The organism is Pseudomonas sp. AM8 (assembly GCF_036346475.1).
GTDB classification, from domain to species: Bacteria; Pseudomonadota; Gammaproteobacteria; order Pseudomonadales; family Pseudomonadaceae; genus Aquipseudomonas; species Aquipseudomonas marginalis.
Window position 1 is genome coordinate 22,931 of sequence record NZ_JAOTNX010000011.1, and the last position, 18,161, is coordinate 41,091.

12 protein-coding genes are annotated in these 18,161 nt (G+C 60.6%); 7 read left to right on the forward strand and 5 right to left on the reverse strand.

The window, feature by feature from the left end; genetic code table 11:
* Nucleotides 1-73 precede the first annotated feature (73 nt).
* The 3 genes from der to V3W40_RS23895 all read left to right on the forward strand — a co-directional run bounded on the left by der (nt 74) and on the right by V3W40_RS23895 (nt 3,606).
* Nucleotides 74-1,543 (forward strand): ribosome biogenesis GTPase Der, encoded by a 1,470-nt coding sequence (gene der, locus V3W40_RS23885; RefSeq protein ID WP_027605422.1) that lies wholly within the window; start codon nt 74-76, stop codon nt 1,541-1,543.
* 135 nt (nt 1,544-1,678) lie between these two features.
* Nucleotides 1,679-2,827, forward strand: coding sequence for a pyridoxal phosphate-dependent aminotransferase (locus V3W40_RS23890; protein WP_065924862.1), 1,149 nt, complete (start codon nt 1,679-1,681; stop codon nt 2,825-2,827).
* Nucleotides 2,815-3,606, forward strand: a complete 792-nt coding sequence (locus V3W40_RS23895) for an amidohydrolase (protein WP_315872527.1) — start codon at nt 2,815-2,817, stop codon at nt 3,604-3,606. Before V3W40_RS23890 ends, V3W40_RS23895 begins: the two co-directional genes overlap by 13 nt.
* Nucleotides 3,607-3,696: 90 nt before the next feature.
* Here V3W40_RS23895 and leuA read toward each other — a convergent pair whose 3' ends face one another.
* The 5 genes from leuA to V3W40_RS23920 form a co-directional block, all read right to left on the reverse strand.
* Complete coding sequence (leuA, locus tag V3W40_RS23900; RefSeq protein ID WP_027605424.1) at nt 3,697-5,376, reverse strand: 2-isopropylmalate synthase; 1,680 nt, start codon at nt 5,374-5,376, stop codon at nt 3,697-3,699.
* Between the two features lie 408 nt (nt 5,377-5,784).
* Nucleotides 5,785-10,038 carry a membrane-targeted effector domain-containing toxin gene (locus V3W40_RS23905; RefSeq protein ID WP_330215747.1) on the reverse strand — a complete coding sequence of 1,418 codons (4,254 nt, stop codon included), beginning with the start codon at nt 10,036-10,038 and terminating at the stop codon, nt 5,785-5,787.
* Nucleotides 10,039-10,269: 231 nt separating this feature from the next.
* A complete protein-coding gene (locus V3W40_RS23910) occupies nt 10,270-11,091 on the reverse strand; it encodes a M23 family metallopeptidase (RefSeq protein ID WP_074847583.1) in 822 nt (273 codons plus the stop codon).
* A gap of 3 nt (nt 11,092-11,094) precedes the next feature.
* The gene (gene xseA / locus V3W40_RS23915) at nt 11,095-12,474 is read right to left on the reverse strand and encodes an exodeoxyribonuclease VII large subunit (RefSeq protein WP_065924857.1); all 1,380 of its coding nucleotides are present in this window, start codon (nt 12,472-12,474) and stop codon (nt 11,095-11,097) included.
* 10 nt (nt 12,475-12,484) lie between these two features.
* Entirely contained in the window at nt 12,485-13,375 is an 891-nt protein-coding gene (locus V3W40_RS23920) for a LysR family transcriptional regulator (RefSeq protein WP_330215748.1), read from the reverse strand.
* Nucleotides 13,376-13,474: 99 nt separating this feature from the next.
* On the opposite strand from V3W40_RS23920, the gene V3W40_RS23925 reads away from it, so the two are divergent.
* The 4 genes from V3W40_RS23925 to guaA all read left to right on the forward strand — a co-directional run bounded on the left by V3W40_RS23925 (nt 13,475) and on the right by guaA (nt 18,114).
* Entirely contained in the window at nt 13,475-14,242 is a 768-nt protein-coding gene (locus tag V3W40_RS23925; protein WP_065947923.1) for a sulfite exporter TauE/SafE family protein, read from the forward strand.
* A 91-nt stretch (nt 14,243-14,333) separates the two neighbouring features.
* On the forward strand, nt 14,334-14,882 hold the full coding sequence (locus tag V3W40_RS23930; protein ID WP_065924854.1) for a sugar ABC transporter ATPase: 549 nt from the start codon (nt 14,334-14,336) through the stop codon (nt 14,880-14,882).
* A gap of 104 nt (nt 14,883-14,986) precedes the next feature.
* On the forward strand, nt 14,987-16,456 hold the full coding sequence (guaB, locus tag V3W40_RS23935; protein WP_017478674.1) for an IMP dehydrogenase: 1,470 nt from the start codon (nt 14,987-14,989) through the stop codon (nt 16,454-16,456).
* Nucleotides 16,457-16,536: 80 nt separating this feature from the next.
* Nucleotides 16,537-18,114, forward strand: coding sequence for a glutamine-hydrolyzing GMP synthase (guaA, locus tag V3W40_RS23940; protein ID WP_027605430.1), 1,578 nt, complete (start codon nt 16,537-16,539; stop codon nt 18,112-18,114).
* Nucleotides 18,115-18,161: the final 47 nt, after the last annotated feature.

Sequence of the window (18,161 nt, forward strand, 5' to 3'; positions counted from 1 at the left end):
TCCTACAGTCGAGCACCAGCCGCTGCCTTGCAGCGGCTTTTGTATTTTCTGAAATAACGAAGTGGAGAGCCGCATGGTTCCCGTAATCGCCCTGGTGGGCCGACCTAACGTCGGCAAGTCCACCTTGTTCAACCGCCTGACCAGGACTCGTGACGCCATCGTCGGCGACTTGTCCGGTCTGACCCGTGATCGCCAATACGGTGAGGCAAAGTGGCAAGGGCGCTCCTACATTATTGTCGACACCGGTGGTATCTCCGGTGATGAGCATGGCATGGACGAAAAGATGGCCGAGCAGTCCCTGCTGGCCATTGAAGAAGCCGATGTCGTGTTGTTCCTGGTGGACGCCCGCGCGGGCTACACCGCTGCCGACCAGATGATTGGCGAGCACCTGCGCAAGCGCAACAAGCGTTCCTATCTGGTCGCCAACAAGATCGACAACATCGACCCTGAGGCGGCCCGTGCCGAATTCAGTCCGATGGGTCTTGGCGACGCGATCCCGGTCGCCGGTGCCCACGGTCGCGGCATCACCCAGATGCTGGAAATCGCCCTGCGCGACTTCCCCAAGGATGACGCCGAGGAAGAAGAAGGCGAAGAAGAGGTCGTTGCCGAAGGCGAGGAAGCCAAGCGCATTCCGGGTCCAAGCGAAAAAGACGGTATCAAGATCGCGATCATCGGCCGCCCGAACGTGGGCAAGTCGACCCTGGTCAACCGCATGCTCGGTGAAGACCGGGTAATCGTCTACGACCAGCCCGGCACCACCCGCGACAGCATCTACATCCCGTTCGAGCGTAACGACGAGAAGTACACGCTGATCGACACCGCCGGTGTGCGCAAGCGCGGCAAGATCCACGAGGAAGTTGAAAAGTTCTCCGTGGTGAAAACCCTGCAGGCGATCAAAGACGCCAACGTGGTGATCTTCGTGATGGACGCCCGCGAAGGCGTGGTGGACCACGACCTCAACCTGCTGGGCTTTGCCCTCGAAGCCGGTCGGGCGCTGGTTATTGCGATCAACAAGTGGGACGGCATGACGCCGAGCGAGCGCGATTTCGTCAAGATCGAGCTGCAGCGCCGCCTGTTCTTCGTCGAGTTCGCCGATATCCACTTTATCTCGGCCCTGCACGGCACGGGTGTGGGTAATCTCTACGCTTCCGTACAGAACTCGTTCAAGTCCGCCGTTACCCGTTGGCCGACCAACCGTCTGACCCAGATCCTCGAAGACGCCGTTGGCGAGCACGCGCCGCCGATGGTCAACAACCGCCGGATCAAGCTGCGTTACGCCCACTTGGGTGGTGCCAACCCGCCGATTATCGTGATCCACGGTAACCAGATCGAGAAGGTACCCAAGTCCTACGTGCGTTACCTGGAAAACACCTACCGCCGCGTCTTGAAACTGGTCGGTACGCCGATCCGTATCGAGTTCAAGGGGGGCGAGAACCCATACGAAGGCAACAAGAACACATTGACTGACCGTCAGGTGAACAAGAAGCGTCGTTTGATGACTCACCACAAGAAGGCCGACAAGAAGCGTCGCGACAAGAAATAGCAGCCGCTTCACGTTGTAAGTTACAGGCTGCAAGAGAGGGCTCCTTTGGAGCCCTTTTTTGTGCCTGGCGGTTTGCCCCTTGACCTGCTTGCAGCTTGCAGCTTAAAACTTGCAGCTCACCCGAAGGGGGCTCCCATGATCACCAGCAAGCTGCCAAATGTCGGCACGACTATTTTCACTACCATGTCGCAACTCGCTGCCGAAACCGGCGCGCTCAACCTGTCCCAGGGGTTTCCCGACTTCAATGGGCCTCAGGCTTTGCTCGATGCCGTGGGCAAACATGTCGCCAGCGGGCACAACCAATATTCACCGATGACCGGCCTGCCGGCCTTGCGCCAGCAAGTGGCGGCCAAGATCGCCCGCAGCTATGGCGCCACGGTGAATGCCGACAGTGAAGTGACCATCACCCCTGGCGCCACCGCCGCGATCTTCTGCGCGATCCAGGCGGTGATTCGCACTGGCGATGAGGTCATAGTGTTCGACCCCTGCTACGACAGCTATGAGCCTTCAGTAGAACTGGCCGGTGGCCGCTGCGTGCATGTGCAACTGAGCCTGCAAGGCTTTGCATTGGACTTCGAGAGGATCAAGGCTGCGCTGTCGCCACGTACGCGCATGATCATCCTCAATACTCCGCACAACCCAACCGGCGCGCTGATCAGCCGCGCCGAGCTGGACCAGTTGGCCGAACTGATCCGCGACCGCGATATCTACCTGGTCAGCGACGAGGTCTACGAACACCTGGTATTCGACGGCGTGCCCCACGTCAGCGTGCTGGCCCATGAAGAGCTGTACCCGCGAGCGTTCGTGGTCAGCTCCTTCGGCAAGACCTACCACGTCACCGGCTGGAAAACCGGCTACGTGGTCGCGCCACCGGCCCTGACGGCCGAACTGCGCAAGGTGCATCAATACGTCAATTTCTGTGGCGTGACCCCGTTGCAGTTCGCGTTGGCCGATTTCATGGCCGAACACCCGGAGCACGTCGATGAACTGCCGGGGTTCTACCAGGCCAAGCGCGACCTGTTCTGCGACCTGCTGGCACCGTCGCGTTTCAGCTTTAGCCGGGTGGCCGGTACCTACTTCCAGTTGGTCGATTACTCACAAATACGCCCGGACCTGGATGACGTCGCCATGTCCCTGTGGATGACCCGCGAGCATGGCGTGGCGACCATCCCGGTCTCGGTGTTCTACCAGAGCCCACCGCAAGGCCAGCGCCTGGTGCGCCTGTGTTTTGCCAAGCGCGAGGAGACGCTGCGACAAGCGGCTGAAAAACTATGCGTGATCTGACGGCATTGCCTGACTTGAATATCGCCCTGGTCCAGACCACCCTGGCCTGGCACGACCGCCAGGCCAACCTCGAGCATTTCGAGGGGCTGCTGGAGCAGGCCCGCGGTGCCGACCTGATCGTGCTGCCGGAAATGTTCACCACCGGTTTCTCCATGGCGTCGCAAACCCTCGCCGAGCCGGAAAACGGCCCGACCCATCAGTGGCTCCAGGCCCAGGCTGCGAAGTACAACGCCGTGATCACCGGCAGCGTGATCATCCAGGCCGCTGATGGCAGCCACCGCAACCGCCTGTTGTGGGCGCGGCCGGATGGCGAGGTGTTGCACTACGACAAGCGTCATCTGTTTCGTATGGCCGGTGAACACAATCACTACACCCCCGGCGAGCGCCAGGTGCAGTTCGAATTAAAAGGCTGGCGTGTTCGGCCGCTGATTTGCTACGACCTGCGCTTCCCGGTGTGGAGTCGGGATGCCCAGGACACTGACTTGCTGCTGTACACCGCCAATTGGCCGGGGGCGCGGCGCCAGCATTGGAACCGCTTGTTGCCGGCGCGGGCTATCGAGAACCTGTGCTACGTAGCGGCGGTGAATCGAGTGGGCACCGACGGCAAGGGCTTTGCCTACACCGGTGATAGCCAGGTGCTGGATTTCCAGGGTGAGAGCCTGCTGAGTGCGGGGGAGGCGGACGGGGTGTTCCAGGTGTGCCTGGACGCGGCTGAACTGGCGGCGTACCGCACCAGGTTTCCGGCGAACCTGGATGCCGATAGCTTTCAGTTTGTCTGACAGGCCGTTATCGGGGGCAACCCAAATCTGAAACTCAATAAAAAAGGCCCCTGGGTTCTCACCCAGGGGCCTTCTGTATGACGGCGAAGGTTACGCCGCTTTCGCTTCCTGCTGGCTCAACGAGCGGTTCAGTGCACTGAACAGTGCCTTGAAGCTCGCTGTGGTGATGTTTTCATCAATACCCACGCCATGCACCGGGCGTTCACCGTTCACACGCAGTTCGATATAGGCCGCGGCCTTGGCGTTGGTGCCTGCGCCGATGGCATGTTCGTTGTAGTCCATGATCTCCACCCCAATTGGCAGGCCGGCCACCAGCGCTTCCAGTGCGCCGTTGCCTTTGCCTTTCCAGTGCAGGTTGGTTTCGCCCTGGCCCTTGCCCGAGACTTCCACTTCGACAAAGCTGTTGCCGTTCTCTTCCTGCAGGCGATGGCTGACCAGCGCATACGGGGTGTTGGCTTGCAGGTATTCACGCTGCAGCAAGGCGTAGATCTGCGGTGCGGTCATCTCCAGGCCCACACGGTCGGTTTCGGCCTGGACCACCTGGCTGAACTCGATCTGCATGCGGCGCGGCAGGCTGATGTCGTATTCCTGCTCCAGCAGGTAGGCGATGCCGCCTTTGCCCGACTGGCTGTTCACGCGGATCACCGCCTCGTAGCTGCGACCGATGTCGGCCGGGTCGATCGGCAAATACGGCACTTCCCACAGCGCATCCTCTTTCTGCTGGGAGAAGCCCTTGCGGATCGCGTCCTGGTGAGAACCGGAGAAGGCGGTATGCACCAGATCGCCGACGTACGGATGACGTGGGTGTACCTGGATCTGGTTGCACTCCTCGACGACTTTACGCACGCCGTCGATGTCGGAGAAGTCCAGCTGCGGGTCGAGGCCTTGGGTGTACATGTTCAACGCCACGGTGACGAGGTCGACGTTACCGGTACGCTCGCCGTTACCGAACAGGCAACCCTCGACACGGTCCGCGCCGGCCATCAGGCCCAGCTCGGTGGCGGCTACGCCGGTGCCGCGGTCGTTGTGGGTGTGCAGGCTGATGATCACGCTGTCACGACGATTGATATGGCGACCGAACCACTCGATCTGGTCGGCATAGATGTTCGGCGTGGCGCACTCGACGGTGGCCGGCAGGTTGAGGATCATCTTGTGCTCAGGCGTCGGGTTCCAGACCTCGATCACCGCGTCACAGACTTCCTTGGCGAACTCCAGTTCGGTAGCGCTGAAAGTCTCCGGCGAGTACTCGAAGGTCCACTGGGTTTCCGGCTGCTGGGCGGCGTACTTGACGAACAGCTTGGCCGCGTTGACCGCGATGGCCTTGATGCCGTCCTTGTCCTGGTTGAACACGATGCGGCGGAACGACGGCGATGTGGCGTTGTACAGGTGCACAATGGCCTTTTTGGCGCCGCGCAGGGATTCGAAGGTGCGTGCGATCAAGTCTTCACGGCCCTGGGTCAGCACCTGGATGGTGGTGTCCTCGGGGATGTGGTTGTCTTCGATCAGGGTACGCACGAAGTCGAAGTCGGTTTGCGATGCGGCAGGGAACGACGCCTCGATTTCCTTCACGCCGACCGCGACCAGGGTCTTCCAGAAGCGCAGCTTTTTCACCGCGTCCATCGGCTCGATCAGCGACTGGTTGCCATCACGCAGGTCGGAACTGCACCAGATCGGCGCGGTGGTGATGGTTTTGGAAGGCCAGGTGCGGTCCGGGATATCGATGGTCGGAAACGCGCGGTACTTCGAAGACGGGTCTTTGAGCATGCTCATCGGGAAATCCTTTGTTGTAGGGGCCGAGAAAAGGCGGCCTGCCGTAGAACTGTTTTTAGGGATAAAACGTAAAGACGAGGCAGATCGATTCAGCCTGGCAGTCGTGCGCTGACGAGGCACAGGCTGCGGTGCTGGCGAAGCTGGATGAGGGTGTGAGAGGTTTTCATAGGCCCAACCCTAACCGCAGGGTTGAAAGATGACAAGTAGGTGCGGACGAATTGAGATAAGTTCCACTTTTTTAGCTGGATTCGAGATTTTATAGCTGTTTTTATCTCTTTGTATTTATTTTTTTGCGTAAGGTTTTGGGTTGGGGCAATCTTGCTTTTTGCAAAGACGGTTTCCCCAAGCAAGTCCGGCGGCTGAAAAAACAACCGCCGGATTGTTGATGCCAGGTGTGTTCCACACCCGTTATTGGTCAGGAAGAGGCTTGCGGTACTGGTCCACATTTAGATGGATTTGATAGTCACCGACTAGTTCGTCCGGGCTAAGACGTTTGTTTGGGTCCGGTCGTGAGCCGTTCGAGGGGTGAACCACGCTGGGGGCTCCTCTGGCGCTGTCATAGACGCCTATCCCGGGTGTGCCGGTCAGTTCCGCAATGCCCGGAACGCCCCTGCTGGTATTCATGTGTGACCTTCCTACAACAGCAATCCATTTTTCTTCCGGTGGAATTCTATTGATGAGCTTGGCGGCATAGTAATTAAGCTCTTTCTGGCGATCATTGGTGTGACGCAGATTGAGGCTGTCGGCTTCAGAACTGCGGGTGACATGCTGTGTCAGGTGTTCATGTTCCAGTCCTACTATCTTGATGCCATTTTTTTCTGCCGCTGCCAGCAATGCCGCTCGAGAAGGGGTATTGCCCAAGTATTCCGAGTTACGTGGGCGCGCAGGTATCATGTTTACATCGGCCATGGAGTAGGGGGTCAGCTGTATGCCGGGTGCGCCTTCGAGCAACAGAGTTGTCACTCCAAGCTCCCTGTACATGGGCATGTTGTTTATCAGTAGAAGATCGGTGGCAACCTGATTGTGTTGTTCGCCTAAAACCACGCCGTTGAATCTCTCGAGCTGTGACCGCATCAAGTCACTTGGTGAGGTGCCCGCTGCGTTAGCCTGGACATTCGGGCGAGGGGGTAATGCACCAGCAGCCTGGCGTTCGTAAAACGCATTCATGTCATTTCTGAACCAGCGACGAGCGGTGCCCCGGGTGCCCTGCTGGGCCGTGAAGTCGGCACCACCGGCAAACAGGTAGTCCAGGTATTCGACTGGGGGAGTAGGGCTTTGCCTTCTTTGCGCACCACGCCTGCCGCCCGACAACTCACTCTGCCTCCATTCTCCATTCCCCGTGGATTGCATATGTGCCACGTTCCTGATGGTCCTCGGCGCATCCGGCGCTGCGTTTGGGTCAACAATGCTCACCTGTCCGTACCTTGCTTTGAACGCAGAGTCGATCTGATACGGCTTGTTGATCCCTGTACTGTCGGTATAGCGGATGTACCAGTTTTCTCCCACTTGATAAATGCCATTGGCGTTTGGTCGGACGCCTCTAAGCGTGTCTTCAGGGACGGAGTAGGCGCTCAGGTCTCGCGGTGGCGTAACGGAATGCACGACGGGGCTGGGGATTGCCTGGGACGCCCTGATGCCCGCGCTGGTCGAAGGGATGGCGGGCGGGACGGGCACGCTGGGAGAGGGGGTTGCCTGGGACGCCCTGATGCCCGCGCTGGTCGAAGGGACGGCAGGCGGGACAGGCGCGCCGGGCGGGGGCGTTCCCTGGGTGAGCAGCGACCTTGCGACGGGAGCGACGGGGACGGGCGTTCCCGCCGCGCGAAACACCGGACGCAAAGGCGTGCTCGGCACATTGGGCAGGCCTGATGCAAGCGCGGTGAAGTCGGCGAAAAGGTTGACCCGGCCGCCGCGTGTGAGCAGCCCACCGGGCAAGTGCCGGGCATTGCTCTGGATGGCTTTCAGTGCCGCTCGGCCGAGCCGACTGCCCACCTTCACCCCGGTAGAAATGCCCCGGCCGATGACCGGTATGAGGTCCAGAAACAGGCTGCCCACCTCCACGCCAAACATGATCTTGTTACGCGTCGATTCGGCGTTCACTTCTGCACTGCTGGTTGACTGGAAGTCGGCTTTATCGATTAGCAGGCGCGTCTGTTGAGTGAACAATTCATCGTGGATGTCTGTTTCTATCGGCTTTAGGGTTATGGAACCGGGGAGACGTTTTCTTGCATTGTCCAGAATCTCGGCGGCTGCAAGAAGATCGGTGCCCCCACTGGTGACGACTCGGCGCGCAGCGTCCACGGATTGCTGAAAATCGTTCTTTTCCGTTGGCGATTTTCTGCTCTGGGTATAGGCCTGCCATTCTTTCTTCTCCAGCAACGTCGTCAATGCGTCCAGGTTGGGCAGTTCCCTGAACGCCAGTCCGTCGGGGGCTCCGGGGCTGTAGAGCACTACAGAAGCGTCCGTTTGATTGCCGATGACCATCACGCCGCGAACCGGTTGGCCCAACTGGAGCAGGGTGTTGGCAACAATCGTTTGTCCATCCACCTCCGCACGCTGGGCCGGGTCCGGATGATCCAGGACCGCGTTGATCCACTGTACGCCCCGCTTCAAGGTCTTGTCGGTGCTGGCATCTGCTTGGAACCCACCGGGGTTGAGTTGTGCCAGGAACGCTTCTTTCTCCATCAAGTCGGCATTGCTGGCCTTCCACGTCTTGTGTAAATCAGCCGCCGGCCCCGATTCGGCATCCGGTGCCATGCGCGTCTCCAGCAGCTTGGTGTATTCGCCACCCACATCCGCAGTGTTGACCAGGCGCTTGAGTTGTTGTGTATCGAGGGTGATCGGCCGCTTCTGATCATCTAGAACCGGTGAGCCCTTGGTGTCTTGCAGCGCCAGGGTCATGGTGGTCTCGGTGTGCTTGTGGCTTTCGCCCATTTCCCATTGGCTTGGGTTTTTCAGGGCCAGGTCGGACAGTGGCAGGTAGGTGGTGGTCGTGGAGGGGGGGTGTGGAATACCGGAGCGACCGAGGTGGAAACGCGTCTTGGTGACTACTTTAACCATCAGTTGATCGGCGTCCACATTAGCCTGGGGGTAAGCCTGTTTCAGCGCCTCATTCATTTGCGACGTGGCAAAGCTGGATAAGGAAGGAATGTTTTCCAGCAGGGGCGCGAGTTGTTCAGCGCTCTTTGTCGCTTTCCCTTCCAAGCGGCTGTAGAGAAATTCCTGAGCGGGACTGAGGTTTTTCAACCAGTCCGGCTGGCCTTTCTCGGCCAATTTCTCGTTACGCGCAAGCATGGCGTTGCTGCCGTCGACTTGTGCCGACCAGTCAGCGGCATCATCCAGGGCCGTCATGAGCGTGGGCCCCAGCGTTGGTGCGGGGCTTGATGGCCGCTGCGGGGTGAATGTCCTGGCCATCAACGCATCGACTTCCGCGCCCTGGCGCTGGAGCAGCAAATTTATCCCCTCTGCCTGCACATCCCCGGCCAGGGGCGCCACGCCTAGCATCAAGTCATCTCCCGTAGGCGGCGACGCGCGGTTTTGCAGCGAAAGCGGCAGGCTTTGCCTCAACAGCTCGGCGGCCGGCCCGCCGCTGTCGAGCCGTTGCGCCAGTGCTTCGCGTAACAGTGCCGGGGTTGCGAACTCCTCGAAACCTTCGCTGGGGGTATAGAGCACCACGGGGCCATTCTGGTCGTTGAGCTTAATCTCCCGACCGGTGGCAGGCCAGGTCGGGGTGGACGCTGAAGAGCCATCCTTGCTGGTGATCATGAACGCACCGGCGAAGGCTGCACCCTGTAGTGTGCCGTCATCAATGGTGATGGGGTACACACCGGGTCTTGATCCGTCAGGCAGTTTACTTTCCCGTTCCTTTAGAGACGGGTAGCGCAGCGCGTTGTCGATCAACTCTTTACTGGCCGGGCTCAGGGTGCCGTCCATCTTGCGGATGGCTGCCAAGGTCGACAGTTGCTGTTTGTGGACCCATAGCAGTTGGTCCTGTGGCGAGGGCGAGTTCGCTGAAAGCTGGGGCGTGGTCCAGTATTCCCGAAGCGTCTGAGCGTACTCGGTGGCAATGCTCCTGGCGATGGTGTGCAGCGAGCCGGTGGGCTGGAGGACATTGGCGGCCTGATCGGGCGCTGGCTGGGTCACGAATTCGGTCCTGACCCCCGGTGTCTCGAATAGCTGTTTGCTCGGGTTGGCATAGATTTCCCGAATCGCGCGGCTCAAGGCAGTCATTATTGGCTCGGAGGATTTCAACTGTTCTACGCCGTTGCTTGACGTATAGCTATTGAACGAAACCTTGTCCGGGTCGAGGGGATTCAGTTGAGGAAACGCCTGTGCCAGCCGTGTCTGCAAAAAGCTTTTGAAATCAGGACGCTGGCGTTGCTGTGAGGCCATCTCGTCCATGAGGCCGGAGTACTGTTCATTCAGTAACTGCAGATCGCCGATCTTGAAGTGATTCGAGAGAGGGCTGCGGATGGCAGTGGCGGGATTTATGCCCGACGAGTAAGGGGCGGAGAGGCTGGCGAGTCCCCGTACGGACGAACGAGACCTGGCGGGGGCGGGTTGTGGGCCTGGGCTGTCGTTCTGGGCTGCTGGTGTAGATGATGCGGGACGAGCAGGTGGAACACCGGTTTGGGGGGGCGCGGGCCTGAAGTCAGAGATATGCATTAAGGAAACTCCACAAGACTTACTTTATGTGTCCTTGTGAGCGGATTGTCCTCCCTGGGATTCGGTGTGTGGGTGGCAAGTCAAGCGATGACGGTTCCTTCGAAAATAGGCAGGAATGGCGACGCACTGTGTCGAATTCGGCGCAGTGGTCGTTGAAAGAGGGCGGCCGTCAGTGACCGGTCTACCCGTTGGTTTTGAACGTCCAGACCGGGCTGAATGCGCTGCCGCGTATCAGGGCTGGAAGGCGCCGATAAATATCGCAGGATCGACCCGTGCGTCATTGAGGCTGATATTCCAATGCATATGCGGCCCGGTCGCACGGCCCGTCGAGCCGACCTTGCCCACCACCGTACCGCGCACCAATTGATCGCCGACTTTTACATCGATCTTCGACATATGGCAGAACATGCTGATAAAGCCCTGGCCGTGGTCGACAAACACGGTATTGCCATTGAAGAAGTAGTTGCCGGTCAGAATCACCTTACCGTTCGCCGGCGTCTTGATCGGTGTACCGGCCGGCACGGCAAAGTCCAGGCCCGAATGAGGATTGCGCTCTTCATCGTTGAAGAAACGGCGTACGCCAAACTTGCTCGACAGCGGCCCGTTCACCGGTTTGTCCAGCACCAGGTTGCTCGGCAGGTTCGGGCTGAAACTGCGATAGGCCTTGAGCTGCACGGCCAACTCGCCCTCGATGCGCTTGAGCTGCGCCGGGTTGGGGTTGACCTGGCTTTTGTTCTTCAGGGTGATGCGCTGTTCCGGGTATTTCTTGTAGCCGACGATAAACGGCAGGCTGCGCCCGCCGCTGCTGATGCGCTCGTTGCCCGGCTTGACCGTCAGCGGGATGCCGACAATCGCCAGCCAGTTGTCCTGCTCCTTCACCACCAGCACGGGTTTGCCCTGGTACGTGGCTTTCGGCGCGGTAGCCGAAGGGCCGAGTTCAACCACCGCAACGCCGCCGGGCACCGGCTTGTTCAAGGTACGGCTGATATAGCTATCGGCATGAGCGTTAACGGCGAGGCATAGCAGCAACAACACACTAAAGAAACGTGGCATCAATCAATCCAATAACGAAAGGGTGACGGGGGTCAGGTGGTTATCTTCCACTCGCACCTGCAATTGGCCTTCACCGAGGCGTGCGGTGAGGCGCTGGCCGGTGTGGGTCTGCGCGGCGTTGCGGATGGCCTGGCCACGCTCGTCGAGCAAAATGCTGTAGCCACGGCCCAAGGTTGCCAGCGGGCTGACTACGTGCAACGTCTGCACCTGGCTTTGCAGTTGCAGGCGACGCGCCTTGAGGCCTTCGCGCATGGCGCGGGGCAGGCGTTCGGCAAGGCTGTCCAGGCGCTGGCGCAGCAGGGCCAACTGGCGCCCCGGATGCTGGCCGGCGAGACGGGTTTCCAGGCGGATCAGGCGTTCGCGGCGGGTATTGAGGCTGCGCTCGAAGGCGCGGCGCAGGCGCATATCCAGGTCATCCAGGCGCTGGGCCTGCTGGCGCAGACGTTCGCCGGGGTGCCGCAGGCGCCGGGCCATGCCTTCCAGGCGCAGGCGGTCGTGGGTCAGGCGATTGCGCATCAGCATCACCAGGCGGCGGTGCAGGCTTTCGACCTGGCGCACCAGGTTGCCGGCGTCGGGGGCCAGCAACTCAGCGGCCGCCGAAGGTGTGGGCGCGCGTACGTCGGCAACGAAATCGCTGATGGACACATCGGTTTCATGGCCGACGGCACTGACGATTGGCGTCACGCAAGCATCCACTGCCCGCGCCACGGCTTCTTCGTTGAAGCACCAGAGGTCTTCCAGCGAACCGCCGCCACGGGCCAGGATCAGCGCGTCAAAGCCACGGGCATCCGCCAGCTTCAGCGCGCGCACAATCTGCGGGATCGCTTCGCGGCCTTGTACGGCGGTGGGGATCAACGTCAATTGCACCTGGGGCGCGCGACGACGGAACACGCTGATGATGTCGCGGATCACCGCACCCGTGGGCGAACTGATAATGCCGATGCGGCGCGGGTGAGCCGGCAGCGGCACCTTGCGCTCGGCGCTGAACAGGCCTTCGGCGCTGAGCTTTTCCTTGAGCGCATCGAAGGCCAGGCGCAACGCGCCATCACCGGCCGGCTCCACGGTATCGAGGATCAACTGGTAGTCGCCACGGCCCTCGAACAGCGAGACCTTGCCGCGTACCTTCACCGCCAGGCCATCCTTCAACGCCTGGCGGACCCGCGCGGCGTTATTGCGAAACAGCGCACAACGCACCTGGGCGCCACTGTCCTTGAGGGTGAAGTACACATGGCCGGAGGCCGGGCGGGCGAGGTTGGAGATCTCGCCTTCGACCCAGATATTGGTGAACACGTCTTCCAGCAACACCCGCGCGCGGCCGTTGAGCTGGCTGACAGTCAGGACTTCGCGGTCCAGGCCCAAGCGGGCAAAGGGATCTTTAATCATGGGCGGCAGTTTATAGGCATTCGTGCAGGGTTTGACAGAACTGCTCCACCAACGCGCTCGGTGACTGCTGGCAGGCCAGGGCGACGGTGCTCAGGCAGTCCGGGTCGGCCAGGGGCAAAAAGTGCACGTTGGCGGGGGCGATGTCCTGCATGGACTTTGGCAGAAAGGCTATACCGAAACCGGCCTGGATCAACTGCAACTGGGTGGTTTTGCGTGACATCACTCGCGCGGCCTTGGGGAAAAATCCCGCACGCATGCACAGTTCGGCCGACAGATAACTCAGGCCGCCACGCTGGGGATGGGGGATCGAGATAAACGCCTGGTCTTTCAGTTGCTCCAGTTCGATGGGCGCCTGGCTGCGTGCCAGCGCATGACTCGCAGGCACGGCCAGCAGCAGGGGTTCGCTGTATAAAGGCATGACCCGTACACCTTCGCGCTGGCGCAGCACGGGTAAACGCAGCACCCCGACTTCCAGGCGACCGTCGGCGATTTCTTCCAGCTGCGCTTCGGAGGACAGTTTGCCGATATCCATCGACACCCCAGGGCAGCGCTCCAGCCAGGTGCCGATGCCTTGCAGTAAAGGCCCGCTCATCGGCACGGTGCTCGAATGGCTGAGGCGCAGTGTGCCCAATTCGCCGTTGCCCACTTGGGTCGCCATCTGGCTGGCCTTGAGCAATTCGCCCAGCAGGTTGCGCGCCCGTGGATAGAAGGCTTCACCGGCGGCAGTCAGCCGCGGCTGGCGCGCGGTGCGTTCGAACAGCGGGGTTCGCAGTTGGTTTTCCAGCTCCTTGATCTGCCGGCTCAGGGCCGATTGCGCCACGAACAAACGTTCGGCGGCGGCACTGAAGCTGCCGCTGTCGGCGATTTCGACGAAGTAACGCAGTTGGCGGGTGGAGATCACACGTCATGCCTTTTCGAGATAGGTGGAGGGCCTTGAAGATATTAGTCGCATCCCTTACCGATGGCTAAAGTGATGGTCATCTCCAATAAGGAATTACCCATGAGCCCGGTTGAGCTGATGAGTCAGTGGTCGTTTGGTGGTATGGATTGGCTGGTGATCGGCCTGGGCGTGGTGGTGGCCTATATCGTGTTCGGCATCGCCGGTTTTGGCACGGCGCTGGTGGCGGGGCCGATCCTGATTGTGTTTATGCCGCTGTCGAAGATCATCCCGCTGCTGGTGCTGCTGGATTTCGTCGCGGCCTTCGGCGGCCTGCTGCAAACGCGCCGGGACGTGAACAAGCCGGAGCTGCTGCGATTGCTGCCGTGCATGGCGATTGGCTGCACCCTGGGCGTGGTGTTTCTGCTCAACCTGCATTCGGACCTGTTGCTGCTGCTGATGGGGCTGTTTATCAGCGCCTATGCGATCTACAGCCTGGCGGTGAAAACCCGGCCAACGCAGCTGGCCGCTGGCTGGTCGATCCCCATGGGCACCGTAGGCGGGTTGTTCGGTGCGTTGTTCGGCAGTGGTGGCTTTTTATATGCAATCTACCTCAACAGCCGCTTGCCCAAGGACGCGGCGCGCGCCACCCAAAGCGCGCTGATCAGTTGCAGCACGGTGGTGCGCCTGAGCCTGTTCCTGATCGCCGGGGTGTATGCTGACTGGCCGCTGTTGATGTTGGCGCTGTGCCTGCTGCCGGCGATGGCCCTGGGGCTGTGGTGTGGGCGCAGGCTGACCATGCGCATGTCCCGTGAGGCCTTCGTCCGGCTGGTGACGTGGTTGGTGCTGGCCAGTGGCATTGCGTTGATTGGGCGGTACTTGAGCACTTGACCTGATTTCTTCAGGGATTAAGCTGCCGTCCTCCCGGGCCTCATCGCGGGCTTGTCCGCGATGAGGCCAGAAGCCACGCCGCAGGTCTCCCATGAATTCCCAAAGCATCCTTGTCCCGAAAATCTCCACCTTGCCCGTCCACGAACCCCGCGCCCGGGCGATCGTGCGGTGGCTGGTGCGCAAGAACATCATCAAGGAAGAACTGACCACCTGTGGCCGCACCGGCAACCGCATGGCCTATGCCCTGGCCGACGGCGCCCGCGCCGTGGTGCTGCACCCCGAGGCGCTGCCGTTCAACGAGCCGGTCAACGGCCTGGAGATCATCTACAAGCGCTGCATCTATACCCCGGCCAAGGGCTTTCTCGAGGAGGCCGGCTGCCCGGAATGCCTCAAGGAAGTCGGCGAGGCGCTGTTCGAAAGCCTGGAAGACTGGATGCCCGGCCACACCGACAACTTCACCTGCCCGCTGTGTGGGCATGAAGATGACATCAACGGTTTCTTGTTCCTGCAGGCGTGCGGGTTTTCCAACCTGGGGTTCATCTTCAACAACTGGGCGGAGGCGGGGTTCAAGCAGAGCTTTATCGACGAATTCGCCGATTGGCTGGACCAGAAGATCAGCTGGGTCAAAGTCGAGCTGTAGTCCTTCTATCACTATTCCCAAATATGTCAGAGTTTTACATTGAGACCTGGGGGGTGTCTGAGTATAATGGCGCGCTTCCATTTTCCCGCTCGGGAGCCCCCGCGATGCTGCGTATCAGCCAAGAAGCTCTGACATTCGACGACATTCTCCTAGTGCCCGGTTATTCCGAGGTGCTTCCTAACGAAGTCAGTCTCAAGACCCGCCTAACCCGTGGCATCGAGCTGAATATTCCCCTGGTTTCCGCTGCCATGGACACCGTCACCGAAGCCCGTTTGGCAATCGCCATGGCCCAGGAAGGCGGCATCGGCATCATCCACAAGAACATGACCATCGAGCAGCAAGCTGCCGAAGTGCGCAAGGTCAAGCGTTACGAAGCCGGTGTGGTGAAGGATCCGATCACCATCGAAGCCGACGCTACCGTGCGTGACCTGTTCGACCTGACTCGCCTGCACAACATCTCCGGCGTTCCGGTACTGCACGATGGCGACCTGGTCGGCATCGTCACTTCCCGTGACGTGCGTTTCGAGAACCGTCTTGAAGTCACCGTCCGCGAAGTGATGACGCCTAAAGAGCGCCTCGTGACTGTCAAGGAAGGCGCCGACAAGAACGACGTGCGCGAACTGCTGCACAAGCACCGCATCGAGCGCGTGCTGATCGTCGACGACAAATTCGCCCTCAAAGGGATGATGACCGTCAATGACATCGAAAAAGCCAAAGCTTACCCGCTGGCCAGCAAGGATGACCAAGGTCGTCTGCGCGTCGGCGCTGCGGTCGGTACCGGCAAAGACACTGGCGACCGCGTGGCGGCCCTGGTGGCTGCCGGCGTTGACGTGGTAGTGGTCGACACTGCCCACGGTCACTCCAAAGGCGTGATCGACCGCGTTCGCTGGGTCAAGCAGAACTTCCCTGAGGTGCAGGTGATCGGCGGCAATATTGCCACCGGCGCGGCCGCCAAGGCCCTGGCCGAAGCCGGTGCCGATGCGGTCAAGGTCGGTATCGGCCCTGGCTCGATCTGCACCACGCGTATCGTTGCCGGTGTGGGCGTGCCGCAAATCAGCGCCATCGCCAACGTCGCCGCGGCCCTTGAAGGCACTGGCGTACCGTTGATCGCCGACGGCGGCATCCGTTTCTCCGGTGACCTGTCCAAGGCCATCGTTGCCGGTGCTTCCTGCGTAATGATGGGCTCGATGTTCGCCGGTACCGAAGAAGCGCCGGGCGAGATCGAACTGTTCCAGGGCCGTTCCTACAAGGCTTACCGCGGCATGGGTTCGCTGGGCGCCATGTCCCAGGCGCAAGGCTCTTCCGACCGTTACTTCCAGGACTCCTCGGCAGGCGCCGAGAAGCTCGTGCCGGAAGGCATCGAAGGCCGTGTGCCGTACAAGGGCACCCTGAGCGCCATCATCCATCAACTGATGGGCGGCCTGCGTTCCTCGATGGGCTACACCGGCAGCGCCGACATCGAAGAAATGCGCACCAAGCCAGAGTTCGTGCGGATCACCGGCGCGGGCATGGCTGAATCCCATGTCCACGACGTGCAGATCACCAAGGAAGCGCCAAACTACCGCGTAGGTTGAGGCTTCCAGCAAAATGTTAAGTAACCGGGGCTGTTCTTCAGCCCCGAGTTGTTTCTGATTCATTAGACGAGACTGACTTCATGGCCCTCGACATTCACGCCCACCGCATCCTGATCCTCGACTTCGGTTCCCAGTACACCCAACTGATCGCCCGCCGCGTGCGTGAAATCGGCGTGTACTGCGAACTGCACCCGTTCGACATGGATGACGAAGCGATCCGCGAATTCGCACCGAAAGGCGTCATCCTCGCCGGTGGCCCCGAGTCCGTGCACGAAGCCAACAGCCCGCGTTGCCCGCAAGCCGTGTTCGACCTGGGCGTTCCTGTCTTTGGTATCTGCTACGGCATGCAGACCATGGCCGAGCAACTGGGCGGCAAGGTTGAAGGTTCCGAGCTGCGTGAATTCGGTTATGCCCGTGTCGACGTGGTCGGCAAGAGCCGCCTGCTGGACGGCATCGAAGACCACATCGACGCCGATGGCCTGTTCGGCCTCGACGTATGGATGAGCCACGGTGACAAGGTCACCAGGATGCCGGAAGACTTCCACATCCTGGCCAGCACCCCGAGCTGCCCGATCGCTGGCATGTTCAGCGACGAGCGTCGTTACTACGGCGTGCAGTTCCACCCGGAAGTGACCCACACCAAGCAAGGCGGGCGCATCCTGTCGCGCTTCATTCTCGACATCTGCGAGTGTGAAGCCCTGTGGACCCCGTCGAAAATCGCTGAAGACGCGATCGCCAACGTACGCGCCCAGGTCGGCACCGACAACGTGCTGCTCGGCCTGTCCGGCGGCGTTGACTCCTCCGTGGTCGCTGCGCTGCTGCACAAGGCCATCGGCGACCAACTGACCTGCGTGTTCGTCGACAACGGCCTGCTGCGCCTGCACGAAGGCGAGCAGGTAATGGCCATGTTCGCCGAGAACATGGGCGTCAAGGTGATCCGCGCCAACGCCGAAGAGCAGTTCTTGAACAACCTGGCCGGCGAATCCGACCCGGAGAAGAAGCGCAAGATCATCGGCCGCACTTTCATCGACGTATTCGATGCCCAGTCCAACAAGCTGGACAACATCAAGTACCTCGCCCAGGGCACCATCTACCCCGACGTGATCGAGTCGGCCGGTGCCAAGAGCGGCAAGGCCCACGTGATCAAGTCCCACCACAACGTGGGTGGCCTGCCTGAGGAGATGAACCTCAAGCTGGTAGAACCACTGCGCGAACTGTTCAAGGACGAAGTCCGCCGTCTTGGCCTGGAACTGGGCCTGCCGTACGATATGGTCTACCGCCATCCATTCCCCGGCCCGGGCCTGGGCGTGCGCATCCTCGGTGAAGTGAAAAAGGAATACGCCGACCTGCTGCGCCGTGCCGACCACATCTTCATCGAAGAACTGCGCAAGGCCGACTGGTACCACAAGGTCAGCCAGGCGTTCGTGGTGTTCCAGCCGGTTAAGTCCGTAGGCGTTGTAGGCGATGGCCGTCGTTACGCCTGGGTCGTGGCCCTGCGTGCCGTGGAAACCATCGACTTCATGACCGCCCGTTGGGCACACCTGCCGTACGAACTGCTGGAAACCGTCAGCGGCCGTATCATCAATGAGATCGAAGGTATTTCGCGCGTTACTTATGACGTGTCGAGCAAGCCGCCGGCGACGATTGAGTGGGAATAAGCAAGGCGAGCCTGAATGGCCTGCGTTGAGTGAGTAAAAAACCTGGC

Coding starts and splice junctions, on each gene's coding strand:
- V3W40_RS23895 (WP_315872527.1), top strand. CDS start 2,815: ATGCGTGATCTGACGGCATTGCCTGACTTGAATATCGCCCTGGTCCAG.
- V3W40_RS23925 (WP_065947923.1), top strand. CDS start 13,475: ATGAGCCCGGTTGAGCTGATGAGTCAGTGGTCGTTTGGTGGTATGGAT.
- leuA (WP_027605424.1), bottom strand. CDS start 5,376: ATGAGCATGCTCAAAGACCCGTCTTCGAAGTACCGCGCGTTTCCGACC.
- der (WP_027605422.1), top strand. CDS start 74: ATGGTTCCCGTAATCGCCCTGGTGGGCCGACCTAACGTCGGCAAGTCC.
- V3W40_RS23905 (WP_330215747.1), bottom strand. CDS start 10,038: ATGCATATCTCTGACTTCAGGCCCGCGCCCCCCCAAACCGGTGTTCCA.
- guaB (WP_017478674.1), top strand. CDS start 14,987: ATGCTGCGTATCAGCCAAGAAGCTCTGACATTCGACGACATTCTCCTA.
- xseA (WP_065924857.1), bottom strand. CDS start 12,474: ATGATTAAAGATCCCTTTGCCCGCTTGGGCCTGGACCGCGAAGTCCTG.
- V3W40_RS23890 (WP_065924862.1), top strand. CDS start 1,679: ATGATCACCAGCAAGCTGCCAAATGTCGGCACGACTATTTTCACTACC.
- V3W40_RS23930 (WP_065924854.1), top strand. CDS start 14,334: ATGAATTCCCAAAGCATCCTTGTCCCGAAAATCTCCACCTTGCCCGTC.
- V3W40_RS23910 (WP_074847583.1), bottom strand. CDS start 11,091: ATGCCACGTTTCTTTAGTGTGTTGTTGCTGCTATGCCTCGCCGTTAAC.
- guaA (WP_027605430.1), top strand. CDS start 16,537: ATGGCCCTCGACATTCACGCCCACCGCATCCTGATCCTCGACTTCGGT.